We start from the raw sequence: 21,775 nt of genomic DNA on the forward strand, positions 1-21,775 counted from the left end.
CTGTGACAGCGAGCCTGCTTGCGAAGAGGCCCGCCAATCACCGCCGATTCAAACCTGCGCGTTGATTTCCCGGCGACTGACCAACCCTTCGATCGCTGCGCTCAAATTCGCCGCGTTCTCGCCGACCAGCAGATGCCAGACGCCACCGTCCAAGTGGCTGACGCCCATACAGCCCAGCGCTTTCAACTGTGCCTCTGACAACGCCTTGCCATCGACCAGTTGCAGGCGAATCCGGGTCATGGCGATGCAATCGAGTTGCAGCACATTGTCGCTGCCGCCCACAGCATTCAGCCATTGCTGCGCCTCGTTGCTGGCATGTGCAACTGGTTTCGGCCCCTCGACGATGACAGCCGCTTCAACCGGAGCCGCACGGCCTGGCGCTGGCATTGCCAAGCGGATTTCATCGGCAATGCTATCGGCCAGCGGCCCGACCACCACCTGCAGACTGCCACCCTTGCCCGGGCGCACCACGGCCATTGCGCCCAACGCTTTGAGTTCGGCATCCGAGGCCTTGTTGCGGTCGACCATTTCCAGGCGTAGTCGCGTCGTGCACGCGCCGACCGTGAGCAGATTCTCTGCGCCGCCCAGTGCCTTGATGTAAGCACTGGCGCGTTCGGTTTCCGAAAGCACGGCTTTTTCTGCCGTGGCAACGTCTTCACGCCCCGGCGTCTTCAGGTTGAAGCGGCGAATACAGAAGTCGAACACCAGGTAGTAGATGGCCGCGTAAGCCAGCCCGACCGGCACCACCAGCCAGCCATTGGTCGACTTGCCCCAGCCGAGAATCATGTCGATGAAGCCACCGGAAAAGGTGAAGCCCAGATGAATGTTCAAGCCGTTGGTGATCGCCATCGACAGCCCGGTCAGCAGCGCGTGCAGGAGGAACAGCAGCGGCGCGAGAAACATGAAGGCGAATTCGATCGGCTCGGTCACACCTGTCAGAAACGAGGTCAGGGCCATCGACAGAAAGATCCCGCCCATCACCTTGCGCCGCTCCGGCAAAGCGTTGCGGTACATCGCCAGACAGGCGGCGGGCAGGCCGAAGACCATCATCGGGAACATGCCGGTCATGAACTGGCCGCCCTTCGGATCGCCGGCAAAATACCGCGACAGATCGCCGGTCACCAGCGCGCCGGTGGTCGGGTCGGTGAAGTTGCCGAAGACGAACCACGCCATGTTGTTGAGGATGTGGTGCAGGCCGGTGACGATCAGCAGGCGGTTGAACACGCCGAAGATAAAGGCGCCGAGGCTGCCGCTTTCCATCATCAGCGCGCCGAACGCATTGATGCCCTGCTGGATCGGCGGCCAGATATAGCCGAACAGCACGCCGAGACCCACCGCCGCAAACCCGGTGACAATCGGCACGAAACGCCGGCCGCCAAAGAACGCCAGATACTCCGGCAACTTGATGTCCTTGAAGCGGTTGTACAGCGCGCCGGCCATCAGACCGCTGACGATCCCGGCGAGCATGCCCATGTTGATGGTCGAGTCGAGCACCTTGAGTGTGGAGATCATCACCAGATAACCGATCACTCCGGCGAGGCCGGCGGTGCCGTTGTTGTCCCGGGCGAAACCGACGGCGATGCCAATGGCAAAAATCATCGCCAGATTGGCGAAGATCACTTGCCCGGCATCGTGAATGATCGCGATGTTCAACAGGTCTGTGTCGCCCAGGCGCAGCAGCAGGCCGGCAATCGGCAGGATCGCGATCGGCAGCATCAGCGCGCGGCCGAGGCGTTGCAGGCCTTCGATGAAGAGTTGGTACATGGCGTTTGTCCTTGTTGTTTTTGTTAGCGCAGAGGCCAATGTTGATGACAGGCGTGGCGAACGGCGGCGGCGCTGGACAGCTTGAGCAAGTCGCGGCTCAGACGCTGACATTCGGCTTCGTGCAACTGGCGCACGCGGTCCTTGATCTCACCGATCTGCACCGGGCTCACCGACAATTCAGTGACGCCGAGGCCGATCAGCACCGGCGTCGCCAACGGGTCGGAGGCGAGCGCGCCGCAGACACCGACCCAGCGTTTGTGCACCGCCGCGCCTTCGCAGGTCATGGCGATCAGACGCAGCAACGCCGGGTGCAGGGCATCGACCCGCGCCGCCAGCCCGGCGTGGTCGCGGTCCATCGCCAAGGTGTATTGCGATAGATCGTTGGTGCCGATCGAGAGGAAGTCGGCGTGTTCGGCCAGTTGTTCGGCTTGCAGCGCGGCGGCGGGGACTTCGATCATCACGCCGATCTCCGGGCGCTCGGCAATGCCCAGCTCAAGACACAAGGCGTCGACGCGCTGGCGAATCTGCAGCAGTTCTTCAACTTCGGTGACCATCGGCAACAGAATCCGGCAGCGTTGCAACGGCTTGACCTGCAGCAGCGCGCGCAGTTGCTGATCGAGAATTTCCGGGCGCGCCTGGGCCAGACGAATACCGCGCAAACCGAGCACCGGGTTGGCTTCGGCGGGCAGCGGCAGATAGTCGAGTTGCTTGTCGCCACCGACATCGATGGTGCGGATGATCACCGACTTGTCGCCCATGGCATCGATGACCGCTTGATAAGCGCTGCGCTGTTCTTCGACGTCCGGTGCCGTCTGGCGATCGACGAAGAGAAACTCGGTGCGCAACAGGCCGACGCCATCGGCACCGTTGGCAAAAGCGTCTGCGGCTTCGCTGCTTGAGGCGACATTGGCGACCACTTCGATGTGTACGCCATTGCGGGTTTCTGCAGGTAGATGGGCTTTGGCCTGTTGGCTGTCGCGGCGCTGCTGGCGCTGGATTTGTGCCTGTAGCACTTCGCTCAGGCGCTCGGCGTTTGGCGTCAATTCGAGGCGCCCGCCATCAGCGTCGAGCACTACGGCTTGATCTTGCGGCTGCTCAAGCAATTGCGCGCCCAAAGCGACGATGCACGGCAAGCCTTTGCCGCGCGCCAGAATCGCGACGTGCGAGGTCGTGCCGCCCTCGGCCATGCACAACCCGGCGACGCCTTGCGCGCTGAGTTGCAGCAGATCCGATGGCGTCAGTTCGTGGGCGGCGACGATGGCGCCGGCCGGCACCTGGTATTGCCAGGCCTCGCCGAGCAGGACACGGAGGACGCGTTGCTTGAGATCGCGCAAGTCATTGGCACGTTCGGCCAGCAGCGGACTGCCGGTGCCTTGGAGCATGTCGCACTGCGTGTCGATCGACTGACTCCAGGCATGAGTCGCGGCGGTGCCTTGTTCGATGAATTGCTGGGCTGCGTCGAGCAGGGCCGGGTCTTCGAGCAGCGCCAGGTGTGCGGCGAAGATCGCTTCTTCGTCGGCGTTCTTGTGCTTTTTCGCCTGAGCGAGGGTGGCGGCGATTTCGCTGCGCACCGCGTTCAAGGCCGTTTCAAGAATCGGCTGCTGTTGCACCGGATCGTGACGGCCCGCATCCGCCGGCAAGGTGATCGCGTTCAAGCGAAACAATGGCCCGGCGACCAGCCCCGGCGCCGCGCAAACACCGTGCAACACCCCAGCCTCGGCCGGGCGTTTCAGCGCTCTAGTGCTGACCGGCGCTTGCGCGTGATGATCGTCCGGCAGCGCCGTGGCCAATGCGCTGAGCAGAGCTTGCAATGCGGCATCGGCGTCCTGTCCCTGACAACTGACCTGCACCTCATCCTGCTCACCGATCGCCAGGCCCATCAAACCGATCAGGCTGTTGCACGGCGCCGATTTGCCGTTGAAGTGCAGCTGTGAGTGGCTGCTGAAACCTTGGGCGGTCTGGCGGATCAGCGCAGCGGGGCGCGCATGCAAGCCGCCGCGATGAGCGACCTGCACTTGACCGCGAGCCTCGGGCCCGCCATTTGTATCGGTATTCGCCGCCACCACATTGCGCGCGATGATGTGCAGCAACGGCTCGCCGACTTTCACCGCTTTAAGGGTGATCGGCCGTACCTGAAAATCCGCGCTGTTGGTCAGGATCAACAGGCTGACCAGGCTTTTGCAGCGCAGGCCAACCTTGTCCAGGTCATAGCGCAGCAGTGGCTGACCGAGGCTGACGCGATCGCTTTCCTTGACCAGCATGGCGAAACCTTCGCCGTTCAATTCAACGGTATCGAGGCCCAGGTGCAGGAGGATTTCCGCGCCGTTGTCGGCGCGCACGGTCACCGCGTGGCTGCTGCGCGCAACGTGGATGACTACGCCGGCGCAGGGCGAATACAGCGTGTCGTTGAGCGGGTCGATGGCGATGCCGTCGCCCATCGCGCCACTGGCGAACACCGCGTCCGGGACGTTGGCGAGCGTCAGTACCGGGCCGCTGAGCGGGGCGCTGAGGGTCAGCTCTTTATTGTTGTCGGGCATGGCTGGGTCTCATCAGTTGAATCTCGGTTCAATGTCCCCTGTAGGAGCTGCCGCAGGCTGCGATCTTTTGATCTTGTTTTTTCGCTACGTCAAAAATCAAAAGATCGCAGCCTGCGGCAGCTCCTACACGGAGTACATCCGTCAACGGCTATCAGTGGGTGCGGGTCACTTTGCTCAAATGGCGCGGCTGATCCGGGTCCATGCCCCGCGCCACGGCCAGACCTGCAGCCATCACGTAAAAGCTCTGGATCGCCAGAATCGGGTCGAGGGCCGGGTGTTCGGCGCGGCTCAGGGTCAGGTCGCGTTCGCTGACGTCATCCGGCGCGGCGAGCAAAACGCGGGCGCCGCGCTGGCGCATTTCCGCCGCCAGACTCAGCAGGCCGGCCTGCTCGGCGCCGCGTGGGGCGAAAACCAGCAGCGGATAGTGTTCGTCGATCAGTGCCATCGGGCCGTGACGGACTTCGGCGCTGCTGAACGCTTCGGCCTGAATCGCCGAGGTTTCCTTGAACTTCAGTGCCGCTTCCTGGGCAATCGCGAAACCGGCGCCACGGCCGATCACCATCAGGCGCTGGCAATCGCGCAGGGCTTCGATGGCCACGCTCCAGTCCTGTTTCGCCGCTTCGCGCAGGCCTTCTGGCAGCGCATCGTGGGCCTGCAGCAATTCGCTGTCCTCTTTCCAGTGCGCGATCAAACGCGCGCTGGCGCTGAGGGTGGCGATAAAACTCTTGGTCGCGGCGACGCTGCTTTCCGTGCCGGCGAGCAGCGGCAGGCTGAATTCACAGGCCGCTTCCAGTGGCGAATCGGCTGCGTTGACCAATGACACGCTCAGCGCGCCACGCTTGCGCAACAGGCGCAGGCTGTTGACCAGATCCGGGCTCTGCCCCGACTGCGAAAACGCAAAGGCGACCTGACCGCTGACTTTCAGTGGCGCCTGCTGCATGGTCACCACGGACATTGGCAACGAGGCCACCGGCACGCCCAGTTGCTGCATGGTCAGGTAGGCGAAGTAGCTCGCCGCGTGGTCGGAGCTGCCACGGGCGACGGTCATCGCCACTTGCGGCGGCTGCCGGCGCAGGCGCCCGGCGATCTCGATCATTGGCGCGTCGAGCTGTTGCAGTTGCGCTTGCACGGCCTGGAACGAGGACAGCGCCTCTTCAAGCATTTTTGAAGTCAATGTCTTCTCCTTCGACCATGACGGCGGTCAGTGTGAGTGAGCGATCGAGCCGCACGCAGTCGGCCCAGGCGCCGGGGGCAAGGCGCCCGCGTTCGGTGATGCCGAGGTAGTCGGCGGGAAATTGCGACAGACGCTGCGAGGCTTCGGCGATCGGCAAACCGATCTTCACCAGATTGCGCAGGGCCTGATCCATGGTCAGGGTGCTGCCGGCCAGCGTGCCGTCGGGCAGACGCACGCCGCCCAGGCATTTGGTCACGGTGTGGCTGCCGAGCTTGTATTCACCGTCGGGCATGCCGGCGGCGGCGGTCGAATCGGTGACGCAATACAGGCACGGGATCGAACGCAGCGCCACGCGAATGGCGCCGGGGTGCACGTGCAGCAGATCGGGAATCAGCTCGGCGTATTTGGCGTGGGCCAGCGCCGCGCCGACGATGCCCGGCTCGCGGTGATGCAACGGGCTCATCGCGTTATAGAGGTGAGTGAAACTGCTGGCGCCGGCAGCCAGCGCAGCGACGCCTTCCTCGTAACTGCCGAGGGTATGGCCGATCTGCATGCGGATGCCACGGCTGCTCAGCTCACGGATCAGCCCGTCGTGACCGGCGATTTCCGGGGCGATGGTGATGACGCGGATCGGCGCCAGTGCCAGATACTCTTCAACTTCGGCCATCAACGCGGTGTGAGCGAAGTTCGGTTGCGCGCCGAGTTTTCCCGGGTTGATGTAGGGGCCTTCAAGGTGCACGCCAAGCACTCGCGCGGCGCCTTTCGGACGCTGTTCGCAGAATTCTCCGACCTCTTTGAGGACGCTGGAAATCTCCGCGCTCGGCGCAGTCATGGTCGTGGCCAGCAGCGAAGTAGTGCCAAAGCGCACGTGGGTTTTGCTGATGGTCTCGAAGGCTTCGGCGCCTTCCATAATGTCTTTGCCGCCGCCGCCATGCACATGCAGGTCGATGAAACCCGGCAGCAGATAGGGCAAATCGTTGGTCGCCGGATCGCAGGGCACGCCTTCGATCGACACGACCTTGCCGTGTTCGTGAATCAGCCGGCCGCGAACCCAGCCGCTGGCGGTGAAGATGTTGTCTTCGGACATTTCGGTTCTCGCTTGGGGCCGCTCTCAGCGGCGCAGCTTTTATCTACGAAGCTCTTTATCTGCGAAGCTCTGCAACAAAGTCGTAGTAGTCGTTGCGGCAATAGGTGTCGGTGACTTCGATCGGCGTGTTGTCTTCCAGATAGCCGACCCGGGTCATCAGCAGCATGGCGGTACCGGGGGCGATGCCGACCAGTGCGGCGAATTCGTCAGAGGCGTTGATCGCCTGGATGTGCTGCAGGGCGCGGACGATCGGTTTGCCAATGCCGTCGAGGTATTCGTAAAGCGAATCGCCCACCGCTTGCGGCTTGGGCATGATCGACGCGGGCAGGGTGCTCATCTCGATCGCCATGACCGTGTCATCGGCTTTGCGCAGGCGCTTCATGCGCGCCACCTTGTCGTTCGGCGACAGGCCGAGGCGGATCAGTTCTTCGTGGGTTGGCAGGGTGATGTCCCGCTCCAGCCATTTCGAGCTCGGCACGAAACCTTTCAGGCGCAGCATTTCGCTGAAGCCGGAAAGACGCGACAGCGGTTGTTCCAGGCGGGGAGTGATGAACGTGCCCGAGCCTTGCAGGCGGCGGATCAGGCCTTGGTCGAGCAAGACTTCCAACGCCTTGCGTGCGGTGACCCGGGAAATGCCGAGCTGGTCGCTGAGGCTGCGCTCGGACGGCATCGCCTGTTCGGCCTTCCACTGCCCGGCATGAATCGCCGCTTCCAGATTGCGCGCCAGTTGCAAGTACAGTGGCGTCGGCTGGGAATCGTCGGGACGTAGGGTCTGGAGGTCGTTCATGTAGGTCGTTTCCGTCGCGAGTATAGGATTGTTGTGGCTCGCTTGTGCGACGGAAGCTAATACCACTTGAATACCATGTCAACGCAGGTAAATGGCTTGTAACCCGCGAATATCGGGGCTTCAGGGGGTGGTGGTCTTAAGTGGTATTAGTGGTGGACGTTGAAAAGCAAAAGATCGCAGCCTTCGGCTGCTCCTACAGTGGGAAGTGGTATCAACCCTGTAGGAGCTGCCGAAGGCTGCGATCTTTTGATTTATTTTTTTTGCGGTGACCAGCGGTCGAGGTTACGGGCGAATCTCGATCATCGTGCCGTCCGGTACCAGATTCCACACTTCACGCATATCGACGTTGCGCATGGCGATACAGCCATCGGTCCAGTCGAGGGTATGGAACAACTGCTCCGGGTTGTCTGCCGAGTCCGGGGTGCCGTGGATCATGATCATGCCGCCGGGCTCGACACCTTCACGGCGAGCGCGGGCGGCGTCGCTGATGTTCGGGTAGGAGATGTGCATCGACAGGTTGAATTTCTCGCTGGTCTTGCGCCAGTCGATCCAATAGAAACCTTCGGGTGTGCGTTTGTCGCCCTCGATCAGTTTCGGGCCTTTCTTCGCGCCCTTGCCCAAGGAAATGCGATAGGTCTTCAGCGGCTTGCCGTCGGCAATCAGCTGTAGTTGGTGGGCCGATTTGAGTACCAGGACTTTTTCGATCAGTGGACTATTGGACGGCGTCACGGTGGTCACGAATGACGCTTGCGAAACGCTGACGAACGACAGGCAGAACAGGGCAAGCAACCAGCGCATTGAAACGATTCCCCAGGGAGTGACGCAATCAGGTTTTAGGTAGGAGCTGCCGAAGGCTGCGATCTTTTGATCTTCTAGCCGACAACGACCGGCTGCACCAACGGCGGAATCGATTCCGAACGAACCGGATACTTCTCGACGCGCCGATCAGCGAAGAAGCATTCTAAGGTACGCCCGACCGTGCGGAAAGCCAGCTCGTCCCAAGGGATATCGGCTTCGTCGAACAGCTGTACTTCGAGGCTTTCGGGCCCGGCCGCAAACTCCAGGTCGGCCAGTTCGGCGCGGAAGAACACATGCACCTGGCTGATGTGCGGCACGTCGATCAGCGTGTAAATGCTCAGGTTGCGCACCCGGGCGCAGGCTTCTTCGGCGGTTTCACGCACGGCGGCCTGCTCGATGGTCTCGCCGTTTTCCATGAAACCGGCAGGCAGTGTCCAGTAACCGAGGCGCGGCTCGATGGCGCGGCGGCAGAGCAGCACTTTCGTCCCCCAGGTCGGCACGCAACCGGCGACGATATTGGGATTCTGGTAGTGAATGGTCTGACAGCTGTCGCAGACAAATCGCAGCCGCGAGTCGCCTTCGGGAATGCGCTGGGTGACCGGGTTACCGCAGTGGCTGCAAAATTTCATGCTCGGGTTCCTGAATGCTGCGCCTATCTTGGCGTGCAGCGGGGCCGGTCGGCAAGTTGTCGTTTCGCGACATGACCGGTTTCGGGGGCTTGGGCGCTCGCTTTGATTGGTGCATGATGCGGAGCAAGGCACCGATCGAGAACACTCATGCTGGACGAGCTACTGCATAGGGTAAGCAACCACACACCGCGCACGCTGGAGACCGACGCACGTTTCCCCGAAGCCGCCGTGCTGGTGTCGATCACCCGCAGTGACGAACCGGAACTGGTCCTGACCCTGCGCGCCAGCGGGCTTTCGACCCACGGCGGCGAGGTCGCCTTCCCCGGAGGGCGCCGCGACCCGGAAGACCCGGACCTCATATTCACCGCACTGCGCGAAGCCGAAGAAGAAATCGGCCTGCCGCCGGGCCTGGTCGAAGTCATCGGCCCGCTGAGTCCACTGATCTCCCTGCACGGCATCAAGGTAACGCCGTATGTCGGAGTGATTCCCGACTTTGTCGAATACCAGCCCAATGATGCTGAAATCGCGGCTGTCTTCAGCGTGCCGCTGGAATTCTTCCGCAAAGATCCCCGCGAGCACACCCACCGCATCGACTATCAGGGCCGCAGTTGGTACGTGCCGAGCTATCGCTTCGGCGAGTACAAGATCTGGGGCCTGACGGCGATCATGATCGTCGAGTTGATCAACCTGCTCTATGACGCCAGAATCAGCCTGCACCGACCGCCGAAAAGCTTTATCGATACCTGAGCCGTCATTCGAACGGCCGTGAGCCCGAGGAAAACAAGATGAAATACCGCCTGGGCGACGCCCGTGTCGAAACCCATCCACAGAGCTGGGTCGCGCCTAATGCCGTGCTGGTGGGCAAGGTCCTCCTGGAAGAGGGCGCCAACGTCTGGTTCAACGCCGTATTGCGCGGCGACAACGAACTGATCCTCATCGGCAAGAACAGCAACGTGCAGGACGGCACGGTAATGCACACCGACATGGGCTACCCGCTGACCATCGGCACCGGCGTGACCATCGGCCACAACGCCATGCTCCACGGCTGCACGGTCGGCGATTACAGCCTGATCGGTATCAACGCGGTGATTCTCAACGGCGCGAAGATCGGCAAGAACTGCATCATCGGCGCCAATTCGCTGATCGGCGAAGGCAAGGAAATTCCCGACGGTTCGCTGGTGATGGGCTCGCCGGGCAAGGTTGTGCGTGAACTGACCGAGGCGCAGAAAAAGATGCTCGAAGCCAGCGCCGCGCACTATGTGCATAACTCGCAGCGGTACGCCCGCGATCTGGTCGAGCAGTAACAATGACGACTGTTGAACGACCAGTCGCCTCGCCGTGCGTGAATATCTGCGCTCTGGATGAGGATGATGTTTGCACCGGGTGCCAGCGCACGGTCGCGGAGATCACCCGCTGGGGCCGCATGAACAATGACGAGCGCCGGGTGGTGCTGGGGTTGTGTCATGAACGGGCGAAGGCGAGTGGATTAGTCTGGATGATTGCCAAGACGCCGAGCCAATAGATCAAAAGATCGCAGCCTTCGGCAGCTCCTACATGGGAACGCATTCCAAATGTGGGAGCTGCCGAAGGCTGCGATCTTTTGCTTTTCAGGGCACTCAAGTAACCTGTGCGCCAAATCGACAGGCCACCTCCATGATCTTCCTCATCGCTTACATCAGCAGCGTCGTGCTGATCAACTTCGCCTTTTCCACCGCGCCGCACCTGGACATCATCTGGTCCGCATGGGGCGGCCTGGTGTTCGTGCTGCGCGACATGGTGCAAACGCGCTTCGGTCATGGCGCGATCGTGGCGATGCTGGCGGCGCTGGTGCTCTCCTACATCACGTCCGACCCTTCCATTGCGCTGGCCAGCGCCACGGCGTTCGCGGTCTCCGAATGCATCGACTGGCTGGTGTTCAGCATTACCAAACGGCCATTGCGCGACCGTCTGTGGATCAGTTCGGCGCTGAGCATTCCGCTGGATACCTTCATTTTTTTCGGCATGATCGATGCCTTGACGCCGCCGGTAATTATCACCGCGCTGGCCTCCAAGTTCGCCGGCGTCACCGCTGTCTGGCTGATCATGGCCTGGCGGGATCGCAAACAGGCTGTCGCCAGTTGAAGCCAAACCCTCGGGTTCATGTAAAATGCCGCGCTTTCTCCCCATGGAAAGCGCACCTGCGTGGCTTTCCTCGATGATCCGCTTCCTTTGAGGACCTGAGATGACCCGTATCGGAACTCCATTGTCGCCAACCGCGACCCGCGTATTGCTGTGTGGCTGTGGTGAGTTGGGCAAGGAAGTGGTAATCGAACTGCAGCGCCTGGGCGTTGAAGTGATTGCCGTCGACCGCTACGCCAACGCGCCGGCCATGCAAGTCGCCCATCGCAGCCACGTGATCAACATGCTCGACGGCGCTGCGTTGCGTGCAGTGATCGAAGCCGAGAAACCGCACTTCATCGTGCCGGAAATCGAAGCCATCGCCACCGCCACGCTGGTCGAGCTGGAAGCCGAAGGCTTCACCGTGATCCCTACCGCGCGCGCTGCGCAACTGACCATGAACCGCGAAGGCATCCGTCGTCTGGCTGCCGAAGAGCTGGACCTGCCGACCTCGCCGTACCACTTTGCCGACACCTTCGAGGACTACAGCAAAGCCGTTCAGGACCTGGGTTTCCCTTGCGTGGTCAAGCCGGTGATGAGTTCGTCGGGCAAGGGCCAGAGCCTGCTGCGCAGCGCCGATGACGTGCAAAAAGCCTGGGATTACGCGCAAGAGGGCGGTCGCGCCGGCAAAGGTCGGGTGATCATCGAAGGCTTTATCGACTTTGACTACGAAATCACCCTGCTCACCGTGCGCCACATTGGCGGCACCACGTTCTGCGCACCGGTCGGCCACCGTCAGGAGAAGGGCGACTATCAGGAATCATGGCAGCCACAGGCCATGAGCCCGATTGCTCTGGCTGAATCCGAGCGCGTTGCCAAAGCAGTGACGGAAGCGCTGGGTGGCCGTGGTCTGTTCGGCGTGGAGCTGTTCATCAAAGGTGATCAGGTGTGGTTCAGCGAAGTCTCGCCACGTCCGCATGACACCGGTCTGGTCACGCTGATTTCCCAGGACCTGTCGCAATTCGCCCTGCATGCCCGCGCCATTCTCGGCCTGCCGGTACCGCTGATCCGTCAGTTCGGGCCATCGGCGTCGGCAGTGATTCTGGTGGAAGGGCAGTCGACCCAGACTGCATTCGCCAATCTGGGCGCTGCGTTGAGCGAGCCGGATACCGCGCTGCGTCTGTTCGGCAAGCCAGAAGTGAATGGTCAGCGCCGCATGGGCGTGGCGTTGGCCCGTGATGAGTCGATCGAGGCCGCGCGTGCCAAGGCGACTCGTGCGTCGCAGGTGGTTGTTGTAGAGCTGTAAAAGCGAGGCGCAGCAGCTATTCGCGAGCAGGCTCGCTCCCACATGGGATTGGGTGAACACAGAATCTGTGACCAATCCCAAAACCCTGTGGGAGCGAGCCTGCTCGCGAAGCTCTTGATCTTCTGTCAGGCAACCTGATTCAGATCGTTATTGCGCGTCTCCTTCAAGCACAGCACCGCAATCAGACTCAACACCGCCGCCGCTGATACATACCCGCCGACATAGCTCAAGCCACCCATCGCCACCAGTTTCTGCGCAAAGAACGGCGCCGCCGAGGCTCCGACGATCCCGCCCAGGTTGTACGCTGCCGAAGCGCCGGTATAACGCACGTGGGTCGGAAACAGCTCAGGCAACAGCGCGCCCATCGGTGCGAATGTCACGCCCATCAAAAACAACTCGATGCACAGAAACAGCGCCACGCCCCAGGTCGAGCCCTGCGTCAGCAATGGCTCCATGAGAAAACCGGACAGAATCGCCAGCACGCCACCGATGATCAGCACCGGTTTGCGCCCGTAACGGTCGCTGGCCCAGGCCGACAATGGCGTCGCTGCGGCCATGAACAACACGGCAAAGCACAGCAGGCCCAAGAACGTTTCGCGACTGTAGCCCAGTGTCGATACGCCGTAGCTCAGGGAAAACACCGTCGAGATATAGAACAGCGCATAGCAGACCACCATCGCCGCCGCACCGAGCAGGGTCGGCGCCCAGTATTGGCTGAACAACTCGACCAGTGGCACTTTCACTCGTTCCTGACGGGCGATCGCATTGGCGAACACTGGTGTTTCATGCAATTTGAGGCGCACATACAGACCGACCATTACCAGCGCCGCGCTGAGCAGAAACGGAATGCGCCAGCCCCAGCTGCGGAACTGTTCGTCATCCAGCGTCATCGCCAAGGTCAGGAACAGGCCGTTGGCCGCAAGAAAACCAATCGATGGGCCGAGCTGCGGGAACATGCCGAACCAGGCGCGTTTGCCCTTCGGTGCGTTTTCCGTGGCCAGCAGCGCTGCGCCGCCCCATTCGCCGCCAAGGCCCAGGCCCTGACCGAAACGCAGCACACACAGGAGAATCGGCGCCCAGGCCCCAATGCTGTCGTAGCCCGGCAACACGCCAATCAAGGTGGTGCACACGCCCATCAACAGCAGCGAGGCGACCAGCGTCGACTTGCGCCCGATGCGGTCGCCGAAGTGGCCAAACAGTGCCGAACCCAGTGGCCGGGCGAGGAAAGCAATGCCGAAAGTCAGAAATGCCGAAAGCATCTGCGCCGTGCCGGAGGTCTGCGGAAAGAACACCGGCCCGATCACCAGCGCCGCAGCAGTGGCATAAACGTAGAAGTCGTAGAACTCGATAGCGGTGCCGATAAAGCTTGCCGTGGCCACGCGGGTGGCGGAATTGGTCGGCTGGGCAGGCGCGGTTTCGCTGTAAGCGGTATGGGTCGTCATGCGGTGATCCCTGACAGTCATGAGCTCCAGTGGAGCGAATTATTATGGTCGAACACCCAGGGATGTGGGGTAGGGCGCGAGCGCTGTTTCGAGTAGGAACAGTCGTCGGTTTGCAGCGGAAACAGTCAGGATCCGGGCAGTGCCGGGTAGGCACAGGGATCGACGGCGCTTGGGTAAGCGCCTCGATTATAGGAAGGGGGCTAACGATCAAACAAGCGCAGATCGCAGGGTAGGAGCTGCCGAAGGCTGCGATCTTTTGATCTTTCGATCTTTTATCTGGCGGGCACCAAAGCAGGAGCAGAAGAGGTATGCCAGATCAGCACCTTGCTCACCCGGTTCTCTTCGGTCTCGAGGATTTCAAGTCGATAACGGCCGATCTTCAGGCACACCGCGCTTTCCGGAATGGTTTCCAGCGCTTCGGTGACCAGACCATTGAGCGTCTTCGGCCCGTCGCTCGGCAGGTGCCAGCCCAGGCACTTGTTCAGGTCACGGATCGACGCGGCGCCATCAATGACCATACGCCCGTCGGCCTGGGGATGGATGTGCGGGTTGTCGAGGCTGTGCTCGCTTTCGAATTCGCCGACGATCTCTTCGAGAATGTCTTCAAGGGTGACGATGCCCAGCACTTCGCCGTATTCATCGACGACCATGCCCAAGCGCCGCTGCTGCTTGTGGAAATTCAGCAGCTGCAGTTGCAACGGCGTGCTTTCAGGGACGAAGTAGGGCTCGTAGCTGGCCGCCAGCAGCGCCTCGCGGGTCAATCCACCGTTGCCGAGCAAATGGCCTATCTGGCGGGTGTTGAGCACCGCTTCGACCTGATTGATGTCGCTGTGAAACACCGGCAGACGCGTGCGCTTGTTCTCGCGCAGTTGCGCGATGATCTCTTCGATCGAATCGTCGAGGTTGATACCGTCGACATCGCTGCGCGGCACCAGAATGTCGTTGACCGTGATGTTGTCCAGCGCATGGATGCCCGACACCGGGTGGCTGCGCACGGGATGTTCGGGATCATCATCGTGATCGGCCGGCAACTCGTCCTCGCTCTGTTGCACCACCTGCGCCTTGCGCGTAAACGGGGTTATCAACAAAGCGCTGACCCGGCTGAACAGCCACGCGAACGGGTAGACGATTTTCATCGGCACGGCCAGCAGGGCATTGCCGAACGCCAGCACGGCGTCCGGATAGCGCCGGGCCAAAGTGCGCGGGAAATAATCGGCGAACACCAGCAGGATGGCACCGGCGCCAAGGCAGGCCGCCCACGGGCCGTTTTCTTCGCAGAGAAAAATCGCCAGCAGCGTCGCGATGATCACTGCGAGGGCGCGGCACAAGGTATTGCAGAGGATCAGGCTGTCGAGCGGGAAGCTCAGCTTCGCCAGCGGTTTGTCGCTGGCGCGCGAGGCGATACGTTGCGCAAGCAGGTGCTGCTGCGCGATTTCGACGGCGGTAAACAGCCCCGACCATAAAATCAGCAGGACAAATACCGCGAGCATCGGCCCTATGGGCAAACCGTCCATTTATGCCGCCCGTCAGATGTGCAGGATGTATTCACGAACCAGTTTGCTGCCGAAGTACGCCAGCATCAGCAGGCAGAAACCGGCGAGGGTCCAGCGAATCGCCTTGTGGCCGCGCCAGCCCAGACGGTTGCGGCCCCACAGCAGCACGCTGAAGACGATCCATGCCAGGCAGGCCAGCAGGGTCTTGTGCACCAGATGCTGGGCAAACAGGTTCTCGACGAACAGCCAGCCGGAAATCAGCGACAGCGACAGCAGCGTCCAGCCGGCCCAGAGAAAGCCGAACAGCAGGCTTTCCATGGTTTGCAGGGGCGGGAAGTTCTTGATCAGCCCGGACGGGTGCTTGTGCTTGAGCTGATGGTCTTGAACCAGCAGCAGCAACGCCTGGAATACGGCGATGGTGAACATGCCGTAGGCGAGGATCGACAATAGAATGTGCGCGAGGATGCCCGGCTCTTCGTCGATGATCTGCACCGTGCCGGTCGGCGCGAACTGCGCCAGCAATACCGTGATCGCACCCAGCGGGAACAGCAGCACCAGCAGGTTTTCCACCGGGATCCGCGAGCAGGCGAGCAGGGTCAGGGCAATCACCGCCGCGGCGATCAGGCTGGACGCACTGAAGAAGTCCAGGCCGAGGCCGATCGGGGTTAATAGATGCGTGAGCAGGCTGGCGCCGTGGGCGAGCACGGCGAACACGCCGAGGCTGACCAGCAGGCGCTTGTTCGCCTTGGCGCCGGTGGCCAGGCGGGTACTTTGATAGACGGTCGCAGCGGCATAGAGCAGGGCGGCGGCGAGGGTGGTCAGCAAACTGGGTGACAAGGGGAGCATAAATCCTGTTAGGCGAGCCCGAAAGGCGCTGAGTTTGGCATAGAACCGCCACGGCACGAAAGACTCCGCAAGCTGACGGCGAGGTGTCCGCCGGCCGCAGTCTTCGCTATAATCCGCGACCTGCCCACGCCGCAGGCTCGCCGAGCACATGTTGATTCCGGTCTGGGCCGCCATTATCCCGGTTCGTACAGGGCCTGAAAGGATCGCGCAATGTTTGAAAACTTAACCGACCGTCTCTCGCAGACGCTGCGCCATGTCACCGGCAAGGCGAAGCTGACCGAGGACAATATCAAAGACACCCTGCGTGAAGTGCGCATGGCGTTGCTCGAAGCTGACGTCGCATTGCCGGTGGTCAAGGACTTCGTCAATTCGGTCAAGGAGCGCGCTGTCGGCACGGAGGTGTCGCGCAGCCTGACGCCGGGCCAGGCGTTCGTGAAGATCGTCCAGGCCGAACTTGAAAGCCTGATGGGCGCGGCCAACGAAGACCTCAACCTGAGTGCCGTTCCGCCAGCCGTGATTCTGATGGCCGGTCTGCAGGGCGCGGGTAAAACCACCACCGCCGGCAAACTGGCGCGCTTCCTTAAAGAGCGCAAGAAGAAGTCGGTCATGGTCGTCTCGGCGGACATCTACCGTCCGGCGGCGATCAAGCAGCTGGAAACCCTGGCCAACGACATCGGCGTGACGTTCTTCCCGTCCGACCTGAGCCAGAAGCCGGTCGACATCGCCAATGCGGCTATTAAAGAAGCAAAACTGAAATTCATCGACGTGGTCATCGTCGATACCGCCGGTCGTCTGCACATCGACGAAGAGATGATGGGCGAGATCAAGGCGCTGCACGCCGCGATCAACCCGGTCGAAACCCTGTTCGTGGTCGACGCCATGACCGGTCAGGACGCCGCCAACACGGCCAAGGCCTTCGGTGATGCGCTGCCGCTGACCGGTGTGATCCTGACCAAGGTCGACGGCGACGCCCGTGGCGGTGCCGCACTGTCGGTGCGCGCCATCACCGGCAAGCCGATCAAGTTCATCGGTATGGGCGAGAAGAGCGAAGCGCTAGATCCGTTCCACCCTGAGCGTATTGCTTCGCGGATCCTCGGCATGGGCGACGTGCTCAGCCTGATCGAACAAGCTGAAGCGACGCTGGACAAGGACAAGGCCGACAAACTGGCCAAGAAGCTGAAAAAGGGCAAGGGCTTCGACCTCGAAGACTTCCGCGATCAGCTGCAACAAATGAAGAACATGGGCGGCCTCGGCGGCCTCATGGACAAACTGCCGAGCATCGGCGGCGTCAACCTGTCGCAAATGGGCAATGCCCAGAACGCCGCAGAAAAGCAGTTCAAGCAGATGGAAGCCATCATCAATTCCATGACCCCGGCCGAGCGCCGCGACCCTGAGCTGATCAGCGGTTCGCGCAAGCGCCGGATCGCCATGGGTTCCGGCACGCAGGTGCAGGACATCGGCCGCTTGATCAAGCAGCACAAGCAGATGCAGAAGATGATGAAGAAATTCACCGCCAAGGGCGGTATGGCAAAAATGATGCGCGGCATGGGCGGTATGTTGCCCGGCGGCGGCATGCCGAAAATGTAAGTCAGGACACTAAGACTTCGCCGGTCGTCGCACCGGCGCAGACCCTGCAAGGACGCAGGATCAAACAGCAAACCCGCACTCGGCGGGAGCTGACTGGCCGTTTTTAATGACGGCTCTCTATGCAAATCTGCACGGCATGCCATGGGCGCCGGAAAAAGGCATTTGCAAAAGTCCGGATATTCCTTAGAATATGCGGCCTTTCGGGCACCCATGCCCGCTGTGCATTTAGATTTGCAGCACCGACTACAGGAACGATGTTCACATGCTAACAATCCGTCTTGCCCTTGGCGGCTCCAAAAAGCGCCCGTTTTACCACCTGACCGTAACCGACTCGCGTAACCCGCGTGACGGCTCCCACAAAGAACAGGTTGGTTTCTTCAACCCTGTTGCCCGTGGTCAGGAAATCCGTCTGTCCGTGAACCAAGAGCGCGTTGCCTACTGGCTGAGCGTTGGTGCACAACCTTCTGAGCGCGTTGCTCAGTTGTTGAAGGAATCTGCCAAGGCTGCGGCCTGAGCAATATGAACGCGACGCCAGCCCCTGCCGATGATTTGATCGTTATTGGCAAAATTTATTCTGTTCATGGCGTTCGCGGCGAAGTGAAGGTTTATTCCTTTACTGATCCGACTGAAAACCTGTTGCAGTACAAAACCTGGACGCTCAAGCGCGAAGGCAATGTCAAACAGGTCGAGCTGGTCAGTGGACGCGGGAGCGACAAGTTCCTGGTCGCCAAGCTCAAGGGTCTCGATGATCGTGAAGAAGCTCGTCTTCTGGCCGGTTATGAGATCTGCGTGCCGCGCAACCTGTTCGCTGAATTGACCGAAGGCGAGTACTACTGGTACCAGCTGGAAGGTCTGAAGGTCATCGACACCCTTGGGCAACTGCTCGGGAAAATCGATCATCTTCTGGAAACCGGCGCCAATGATGTAATGGTCGTCAAGCCTTGCGCTGGCAGCCTGGATGATCGCGAACGCCTGTTGCCCTATACGGAGCAATGCGTGTTGGCCATCGACCTGGCAGCGGGCGAGATGAAGGTGGATTGGGACGCGGACTTCTGAACGTGGCTAACTTGCGCGTAGAAGTGATCAGTTTGTTTCCCGAGATGTTTTCCGCCATTGGCGATTACGGCATCACCAGTCGTGCGGTCAAACAGGGGCTCTTGCAGCTGACCTGTTGGAATCCGCGAGATTACACGACGGATCGGCATCACACTGTGGACGATCGCCCGTTTGGCGGTGGTCCGGGCATGGTGATGAAGATCAAGCCCCTGGAAGATGCGCTGGCTCAGGCCAAGGCAGCAGCCGGGGAGGCGGCGAAGGTGATTTACCTGTCCCCCCAAGGCCGTCAACTGACTCAGTCGGCGGTACGCGAGCTGGCACAATCGGATGCATTGATCCTGATTGCCGGCCGCTACGAAGGCATTGACGAGCGCTTTATTGAGGCTCATGTCGATGAAGAGTGGTCGATTGGCGACTATGTACTGTCTGGCGGTGAGCTGCCGGCCATGGTCCTGATCGATGCGGTTACACGACTGCTGCCTGGAGCTTTAGGGCATGCGGATTCCGCTGAGGAAGATTCCTTTACGGATGGTCTGCTGGATTGCCCGCACTACACCCGACCGGAGGTGTATGCGGATCAGCGTGTTCCCGACGTGTTGCTAAGTGGCAATCACGCGCATATCCGGCGTTGGCGTTTACAGCAGTCCCTTGGTAGGACCTATGAACGACGCGCCGATCTTCTGGAAAGCCGCTCGCTTTCTGGAGAAGAGAAGAAGCTGCTCGAGGAATACATCCGCGAGCGGGACGATAGTTAACAACGTATCGATGGTAGATCGAACGATTTACCTTAGGAGCACAGCATGACCAACAAAATCATCCTTGCACTCGAAGCAGAGCAGATGACCAAAGAAATCCCTACCTTCGCCCCAGGCGACACTATTGTCGTTCAGGTGAAAGTGAAGGAAGGCGATCGTTCCCGTCTGCAAGCGTTCGAAGGCGTTGTAATCGCCAAGCGTAACCGCGGCGTGAACAGTGCGTTCACCGTTCGTAAAATCTCCAACGGTGTTGGCGTAGAACGTACTTTCCAGACCTACTCCCCGCAGATCGACAGCATGGCTGTCAAACGTCGCGGTGACGTACGTAAAGCCAAGCTGTACTACCTGCGTGACCTGTCGGGTAAAGCAGCTCGCATCAAGGAAAAACTGGCTTAAGCCCAGCTTCCGATGCAGAAAAAAGCAGCCTACGGGCTGCTTTTTTGTTGCCCGGGATTTGTGCGGCAAAGATCTACAGTCTATTCGTGACCGAGTCGCCGCCTTCGCGAGCAGGCCCGCTCCCACAGGGGGTCCGAATGTGGGAGCGAGCCTGCTCGCGAATCGATCCGTCAGGCGCTGGAACCTTCCGGTTGAATCAACGCCAGCAACGTCCACCCCGCCCCCGGCTTCAACGCCGTTTCCGGCGTCACCACATGCACCCAACCGCTGTCATCACGCATGAACAGCAGCGTCGCGCGATTGCCGTGCAGCGCTTGGTAATCCTCCCAGCCGAAGCCGTCCGTCAACGTCGTGCTGTAAAGCTCCGCTCCCTGGCCCATCTGGCCGGCCAGTTTCGAATAGGTCAGTGCCTCACTGCCCAATTGATTGCCCCGGTGTTCCAGGCTTGCGCGGTGCTTGTCGCTGCGGCGGCTTTCATGGCCGCTGGCCAGCCCGAACAGGCGCTGATGACCGAAGTCATGACGAAAGCGCATCGCCGCCAATGTGTTCAGCTCGCCCGACGGTGACAGCGCCAGCAAATGCCCCAACCCCACCAGGTCCAGATGCGCGTCCGCATGCTGCGACGCCGGGTTGCCGAAATAAGTCGGCAAGCCTTCCATGCGTGCCGCGCGGATATTCTCCCAGCTCGAATCGGTCAGCAGGACGCGGCTGCCCAGTTGCTGCAGCGACTTGCCCAGTTCGCGGGCCGGGCCGTTGGCTCCAACGATCAGAAAACCGCTCGGCGCCGGTTCGGCGACCTTTAACAGCCGTGCCAGCGGTCGCGCCGTTGCGCTTTGCAAAACCACGGTGCCGATGATTACCGCGAAGGTCAGCGGCACCAGCAGCAGGGCGCCTTCATGTCCGGATTCATCCAGGCGAATGGCGAAAATCGCCGAGACAGCCGCAGCGACGATCCCGCGTGGCGCGATCCAGCACAGCAACGCTCGTTCGCGCCAGCTGAGACTGGAACCGGCGGTGCTGAGCAAAACATTCAATGGGCGGGCGATCAACTGGATCACCAGCAGCAGAATCAACACCAGCGGTCCCAGACCGATCAAAGCGTCCAGGTCCAGGCGCGCCGCGAGCAGGATGAACAGTCCGGAAATCAGCAACACGCTGAGGTTTTCCTTGAAGTGCAGGATGTGCCGCACGTCCACGCCTTTCATGTTGGCCAGCCACATGCCCATCAGCGTCACCGCCAGCAAGCCGGACTCGTGCATCACTTGGTTGGCGCAGATGAAAATCGCCAGCACCGCTGCCAGCGAGGCCAGGTTATGCAAGTATTCCGGCAGCCACTGACGGCGGATCACCGTCCCCAGCAGCCAACCACCGACGACACCAAACAAGGCGCCGCAGAGAATCACCCCGCCGAAGGTGAAGAGGCTTTGCTTGAGGCCTTGGCCTTCAGCGCTGGCGATGATGAAGCTGTACACCACGACCGCGAGCAGAGCGCCGATCGGATCGATGACGATGCCTTCCCAGCGCAGGATGTTGGCGATCGAGGCTTTTGGCCGCACCACCCGCAGCATCGGCACGATCACGGTCGGACCGGTGACCAGTGTCAGGCTGCCAAACAGAATCGCCAGCATCCAGTCGAAACCGAGCAGAAAATGCGTGGCGACCGCGATGACGATCCAGGTCGAAATCGCACCGAGGGTCACCAGTCGATGAACGACGCTGCCGATCTCTTTCCATTCCGACAGGTGCAGAGTCAGGCTGCCCTCGAACAGGATCAGCGCCACTGCCAGCGACACCAATGGCATCAGCAACGGGCCGAACATTTCCTGCGGGTCGAGCCAACCCTGCAGCGGGCCGGCCAGAATGCCGGTCAGCAGCAGAAACAGAATGGCCGGCAGCTTCAGGCGCCATGCCAGCCACTGACAACCCAGCGCCGCCGCGCCGATCCCGCCAAATGCCAAGAGAATTTGCTGCTCGTTCATTGATGCTCCCTGTTCCTTGATCTGGCTGGCTATGAAAGACTA

21 protein-coding genes are annotated in these 21,775 nt (G+C 61.1%); 10 read left to right on the plus strand and 11 right to left on the minus strand.

Annotated elements, in window-relative coordinates; translation table 11 throughout:
- Window positions 1–48 precede the first annotated feature (48 nt).
- From nagE to AB4N53_RS24825, 7 genes are all read right to left on the minus strand, one after another.
- Window positions 49–1,764 carry an N-acetylglucosamine-specific PTS transporter subunit IIBC gene (gene nagE / locus AB4N53_RS24795; RefSeq protein WP_460124287.1) on the minus strand — a complete coding sequence of 572 codons (1,716 nt, stop codon included), beginning with the start codon at window positions 1,762–1,764 and terminating at the stop codon, window positions 49–51.
- 23 nt (window positions 1,765–1,787) lie between these two features.
- Window positions 1,788–4,301, minus strand: a complete 2,514-nt coding sequence (ptsP, locus tag AB4N53_RS24800; RefSeq protein WP_460124290.1) for a phosphoenolpyruvate--protein phosphotransferase — start codon at window positions 4,299–4,301, stop codon at window positions 1,788–1,790.
- A gap of 151 nt (window positions 4,302–4,452) precedes the next feature.
- On the minus strand, window positions 4,453–5,475 hold the full coding sequence (locus AB4N53_RS24805) for an SIS domain-containing protein (RefSeq protein WP_460124293.1): 1,023 nt from the start codon (window positions 5,473–5,475) through the stop codon (window positions 4,453–4,455).
- Window positions 5,456–6,562 (minus strand): N-acetylglucosamine-6-phosphate deacetylase, encoded by a 1,107-nt coding sequence (gene nagA, locus AB4N53_RS24810; protein ID WP_460124296.1) that lies wholly within the window; start codon window positions 6,560–6,562, stop codon window positions 5,456–5,458. The genes AB4N53_RS24805 and nagA overlap by 20 nt, the downstream gene beginning before the upstream one ends.
- A 55-nt stretch (window positions 6,563–6,617) precedes the next feature.
- Window positions 6,618–7,349 carry a GntR family transcriptional regulator gene (locus AB4N53_RS24815; protein ID WP_460124301.1) on the minus strand — a complete coding sequence of 244 codons (732 nt, stop codon included), beginning with the start codon at window positions 7,347–7,349 and terminating at the stop codon, window positions 6,618–6,620.
- Window positions 7,350–7,631: 282 nt separating this feature from the next.
- Complete coding sequence (locus AB4N53_RS24820; RefSeq protein ID WP_460124304.1) at window positions 7,632–8,147, minus strand: L,D-transpeptidase family protein; 516 nt, start codon at window positions 8,145–8,147, stop codon at window positions 7,632–7,634.
- A 74-nt stretch (window positions 8,148–8,221) separates the two neighbouring features.
- Window positions 8,222–8,776: an NUDIX hydrolase gene (locus AB4N53_RS24825; protein WP_460124306.1), complete on the minus strand. Its 555-nt coding sequence runs from the start codon at window positions 8,774–8,776 to the stop codon at window positions 8,222–8,224.
- A 147-nt stretch (window positions 8,777–8,923) separates the two neighbouring features.
- Here AB4N53_RS24825 and AB4N53_RS24830 point away from each other — a divergent pair, with 147 nt between their 5' ends.
- The 5 genes from AB4N53_RS24830 (at window position 8,924) to purT (ending at window position 12,179) form a co-directional block, all read left to right on the plus strand.
- On the plus strand, window positions 8,924–9,523 hold the full coding sequence (locus AB4N53_RS24830) for a CoA pyrophosphatase (RefSeq protein WP_460124309.1): 600 nt from the start codon (window positions 8,924–8,926) through the stop codon (window positions 9,521–9,523).
- A 38-nt stretch (window positions 9,524–9,561) separates the two neighbouring features.
- Window positions 9,562–10,080: a gamma carbonic anhydrase family protein gene (locus tag AB4N53_RS24835; protein ID WP_460124312.1), complete on the plus strand. Its 519-nt coding sequence runs from the start codon at window positions 9,562–9,564 to the stop codon at window positions 10,078–10,080.
- Between the two features lie 2 nt (window positions 10,081–10,082).
- On the plus strand, window positions 10,083–10,298 hold the full coding sequence (locus AB4N53_RS24840; RefSeq protein ID WP_460124315.1) for a DUF1289 domain-containing protein: 216 nt from the start codon (window positions 10,083–10,085) through the stop codon (window positions 10,296–10,298).
- Between the two features lie 131 nt (window positions 10,299–10,429).
- Window positions 10,430–10,897, plus strand: a complete 468-nt coding sequence (locus tag AB4N53_RS24845) for a VUT family protein (protein ID WP_016771544.1) — start codon at window positions 10,430–10,432, stop codon at window positions 10,895–10,897.
- 100 nt (window positions 10,898–10,997) lie between these two features.
- Window positions 10,998–12,179 (plus strand): formate-dependent phosphoribosylglycinamide formyltransferase, encoded by a 1,182-nt coding sequence (purT, locus tag AB4N53_RS24850; RefSeq protein ID WP_460124318.1) that lies wholly within the window; start codon window positions 10,998–11,000, stop codon window positions 12,177–12,179.
- 125 nt (window positions 12,180–12,304) lie between these two features.
- Here the strand turns inward: purT and AB4N53_RS24855 are convergent, their stop codons facing one another.
- The 3 genes from AB4N53_RS24855 to AB4N53_RS24865 form a co-directional block, all read right to left on the minus strand.
- Window positions 12,305–13,621, minus strand: coding sequence for an MFS transporter (locus tag AB4N53_RS24855; RefSeq protein WP_016771542.1), 1,317 nt, complete (start codon window positions 13,619–13,621; stop codon window positions 12,305–12,307).
- Between the two features lie 272 nt (window positions 13,622–13,893).
- A complete protein-coding gene (locus AB4N53_RS24860; RefSeq protein ID WP_460124322.1) occupies window positions 13,894–15,135 on the minus strand; it encodes a transporter associated domain-containing protein in 1,242 nt (413 codons plus the stop codon).
- A gap of 12 nt (window positions 15,136–15,147) precedes the next feature.
- A complete protein-coding gene (locus AB4N53_RS24865) occupies window positions 15,148–15,960 on the minus strand; it encodes a cytochrome C assembly family protein (RefSeq protein ID WP_016771539.1) in 813 nt (270 codons plus the stop codon).
- Window positions 15,961–16,170: 210 nt separating this feature from the next.
- Between AB4N53_RS24865 and ffh the strand changes: the two genes are divergently transcribed.
- The 5 genes from ffh (at window position 16,171) to rplS (ending at window position 19,754) form a co-directional block, all read left to right on the plus strand.
- Entirely contained in the window at window positions 16,171–17,547 is a 1,377-nt protein-coding gene (gene ffh / locus AB4N53_RS24870; protein WP_007967791.1) for a signal recognition particle protein, read from the plus strand.
- Between the two features lie 262 nt (window positions 17,548–17,809).
- A complete protein-coding gene (rpsP, locus tag AB4N53_RS24875) occupies window positions 17,810–18,061 on the plus strand; it encodes a 30S ribosomal protein S16 (RefSeq protein ID WP_003185073.1) in 252 nt (83 codons plus the stop codon).
- Window positions 18,062–18,066: 5 nt separating this feature from the next.
- On the plus strand, window positions 18,067–18,603 hold the full coding sequence (gene rimM / locus AB4N53_RS24880) for a ribosome maturation factor RimM (protein WP_460124325.1): 537 nt from the start codon (window positions 18,067–18,069) through the stop codon (window positions 18,601–18,603).
- A 44-nt stretch (window positions 18,604–18,647) separates the two neighbouring features.
- A complete protein-coding gene (gene trmD / locus AB4N53_RS24885; protein ID WP_231507574.1) occupies window positions 18,648–19,358 on the plus strand; it encodes a tRNA (guanosine(37)-N1)-methyltransferase TrmD in 711 nt (236 codons plus the stop codon).
- A gap of 45 nt (window positions 19,359–19,403) precedes the next feature.
- On the plus strand, window positions 19,404–19,754 hold the full coding sequence (rplS, locus tag AB4N53_RS24890) for a 50S ribosomal protein L19 (RefSeq protein WP_003175895.1): 351 nt from the start codon (window positions 19,404–19,406) through the stop codon (window positions 19,752–19,754).
- 170 nt (window positions 19,755–19,924) lie between these two features.
- Here rplS and AB4N53_RS24895 read toward each other — a convergent pair whose 3' ends face one another.
- Window positions 19,925–21,733: a cation:proton antiporter gene (locus tag AB4N53_RS24895; protein ID WP_460124328.1), complete on the minus strand. Its 1,809-nt coding sequence runs from the start codon at window positions 21,731–21,733 to the stop codon at window positions 19,925–19,927.
- Window positions 21,734–21,775: the final 42 nt, after the last annotated feature.

Source organism: Pseudomonas sp. H3_E04 (assembly GCF_054668915.1).

Excerpts from the sequence above, each read along its gene's own strand:
- nagE (WP_460124287.1), bottom strand. The coding sequence starts at position 1,764 with ATGTACCAACTCTTCATCGAAGGCCTGCAACGCCTCGGCCGCGCGCTG.
- ptsP (WP_460124290.1), bottom strand. The coding sequence starts at position 4,301 with ATGCCCGACAACAATAAAGAGCTGACCCTCAGCGCCCCGCTCAGCGGC.
- nagA (WP_460124296.1), bottom strand. The coding sequence starts at position 6,562 with ATGTCCGAAGACAACATCTTCACCGCCAGCGGCTGGGTTCGCGGCCGG.
- AB4N53_RS24815 (WP_460124301.1), bottom strand. The coding sequence starts at position 7,349 with ATGAACGACCTCCAGACCCTACGTCCCGACGATTCCCAGCCGACGCCA.
- AB4N53_RS24820 (WP_460124304.1), bottom strand. The coding sequence starts at position 8,147 with ATGCGCTGGTTGCTTGCCCTGTTCTGCCTGTCGTTCGTCAGCGTTTCG.
- AB4N53_RS24825 (WP_460124306.1), bottom strand. The coding sequence starts at position 8,776 with ATGAAATTTTGCAGCCACTGCGGTAACCCGGTCACCCAGCGCATTCCC.
- AB4N53_RS24830 (WP_460124309.1), top strand. The coding sequence starts at position 8,924 with ATGCTGGACGAGCTACTGCATAGGGTAAGCAACCACACACCGCGCACG.
- AB4N53_RS24835 (WP_460124312.1), top strand. The coding sequence starts at position 9,562 with ATGAAATACCGCCTGGGCGACGCCCGTGTCGAAACCCATCCACAGAGC.
- AB4N53_RS24840 (WP_460124315.1), top strand. The coding sequence starts at position 10,083 with ATGACGACTGTTGAACGACCAGTCGCCTCGCCGTGCGTGAATATCTGC.
- AB4N53_RS24845 (WP_016771544.1), top strand. The coding sequence starts at position 10,430 with ATGATCTTCCTCATCGCTTACATCAGCAGCGTCGTGCTGATCAACTTC.
- purT (WP_460124318.1), top strand. The coding sequence starts at position 10,998 with ATGACCCGTATCGGAACTCCATTGTCGCCAACCGCGACCCGCGTATTG.
- AB4N53_RS24855 (WP_016771542.1), bottom strand. The coding sequence starts at position 13,621 with ATGACGACCCATACCGCTTACAGCGAAACCGCGCCTGCCCAGCCGACC.
- AB4N53_RS24860 (WP_460124322.1), bottom strand. The coding sequence starts at position 15,135 with ATGGACGGTTTGCCCATAGGGCCGATGCTCGCGGTATTTGTCCTGCTG.
- AB4N53_RS24865 (WP_016771539.1), bottom strand. The coding sequence starts at position 15,960 with ATGCTCCCCTTGTCACCCAGTTTGCTGACCACCCTCGCCGCCGCCCTG.
- ffh (WP_007967791.1), top strand. The coding sequence starts at position 16,171 with ATGTTTGAAAACTTAACCGACCGTCTCTCGCAGACGCTGCGCCATGTC.
- rpsP (WP_003185073.1), top strand. The coding sequence starts at position 17,810 with ATGCTAACAATCCGTCTTGCCCTTGGCGGCTCCAAAAAGCGCCCGTTT.
- rimM (WP_460124325.1), top strand. The coding sequence starts at position 18,067 with ATGAACGCGACGCCAGCCCCTGCCGATGATTTGATCGTTATTGGCAAA.
- trmD (WP_231507574.1), top strand. The coding sequence starts at position 18,648 with ATGTTTTCCGCCATTGGCGATTACGGCATCACCAGTCGTGCGGTCAAA.
- rplS (WP_003175895.1), top strand. The coding sequence starts at position 19,404 with ATGACCAACAAAATCATCCTTGCACTCGAAGCAGAGCAGATGACCAAA.
- AB4N53_RS24895 (WP_460124328.1), bottom strand. The coding sequence starts at position 21,733 with ATGAACGAGCAGCAAATTCTCTTGGCATTTGGCGGGATCGGCGCGGCG.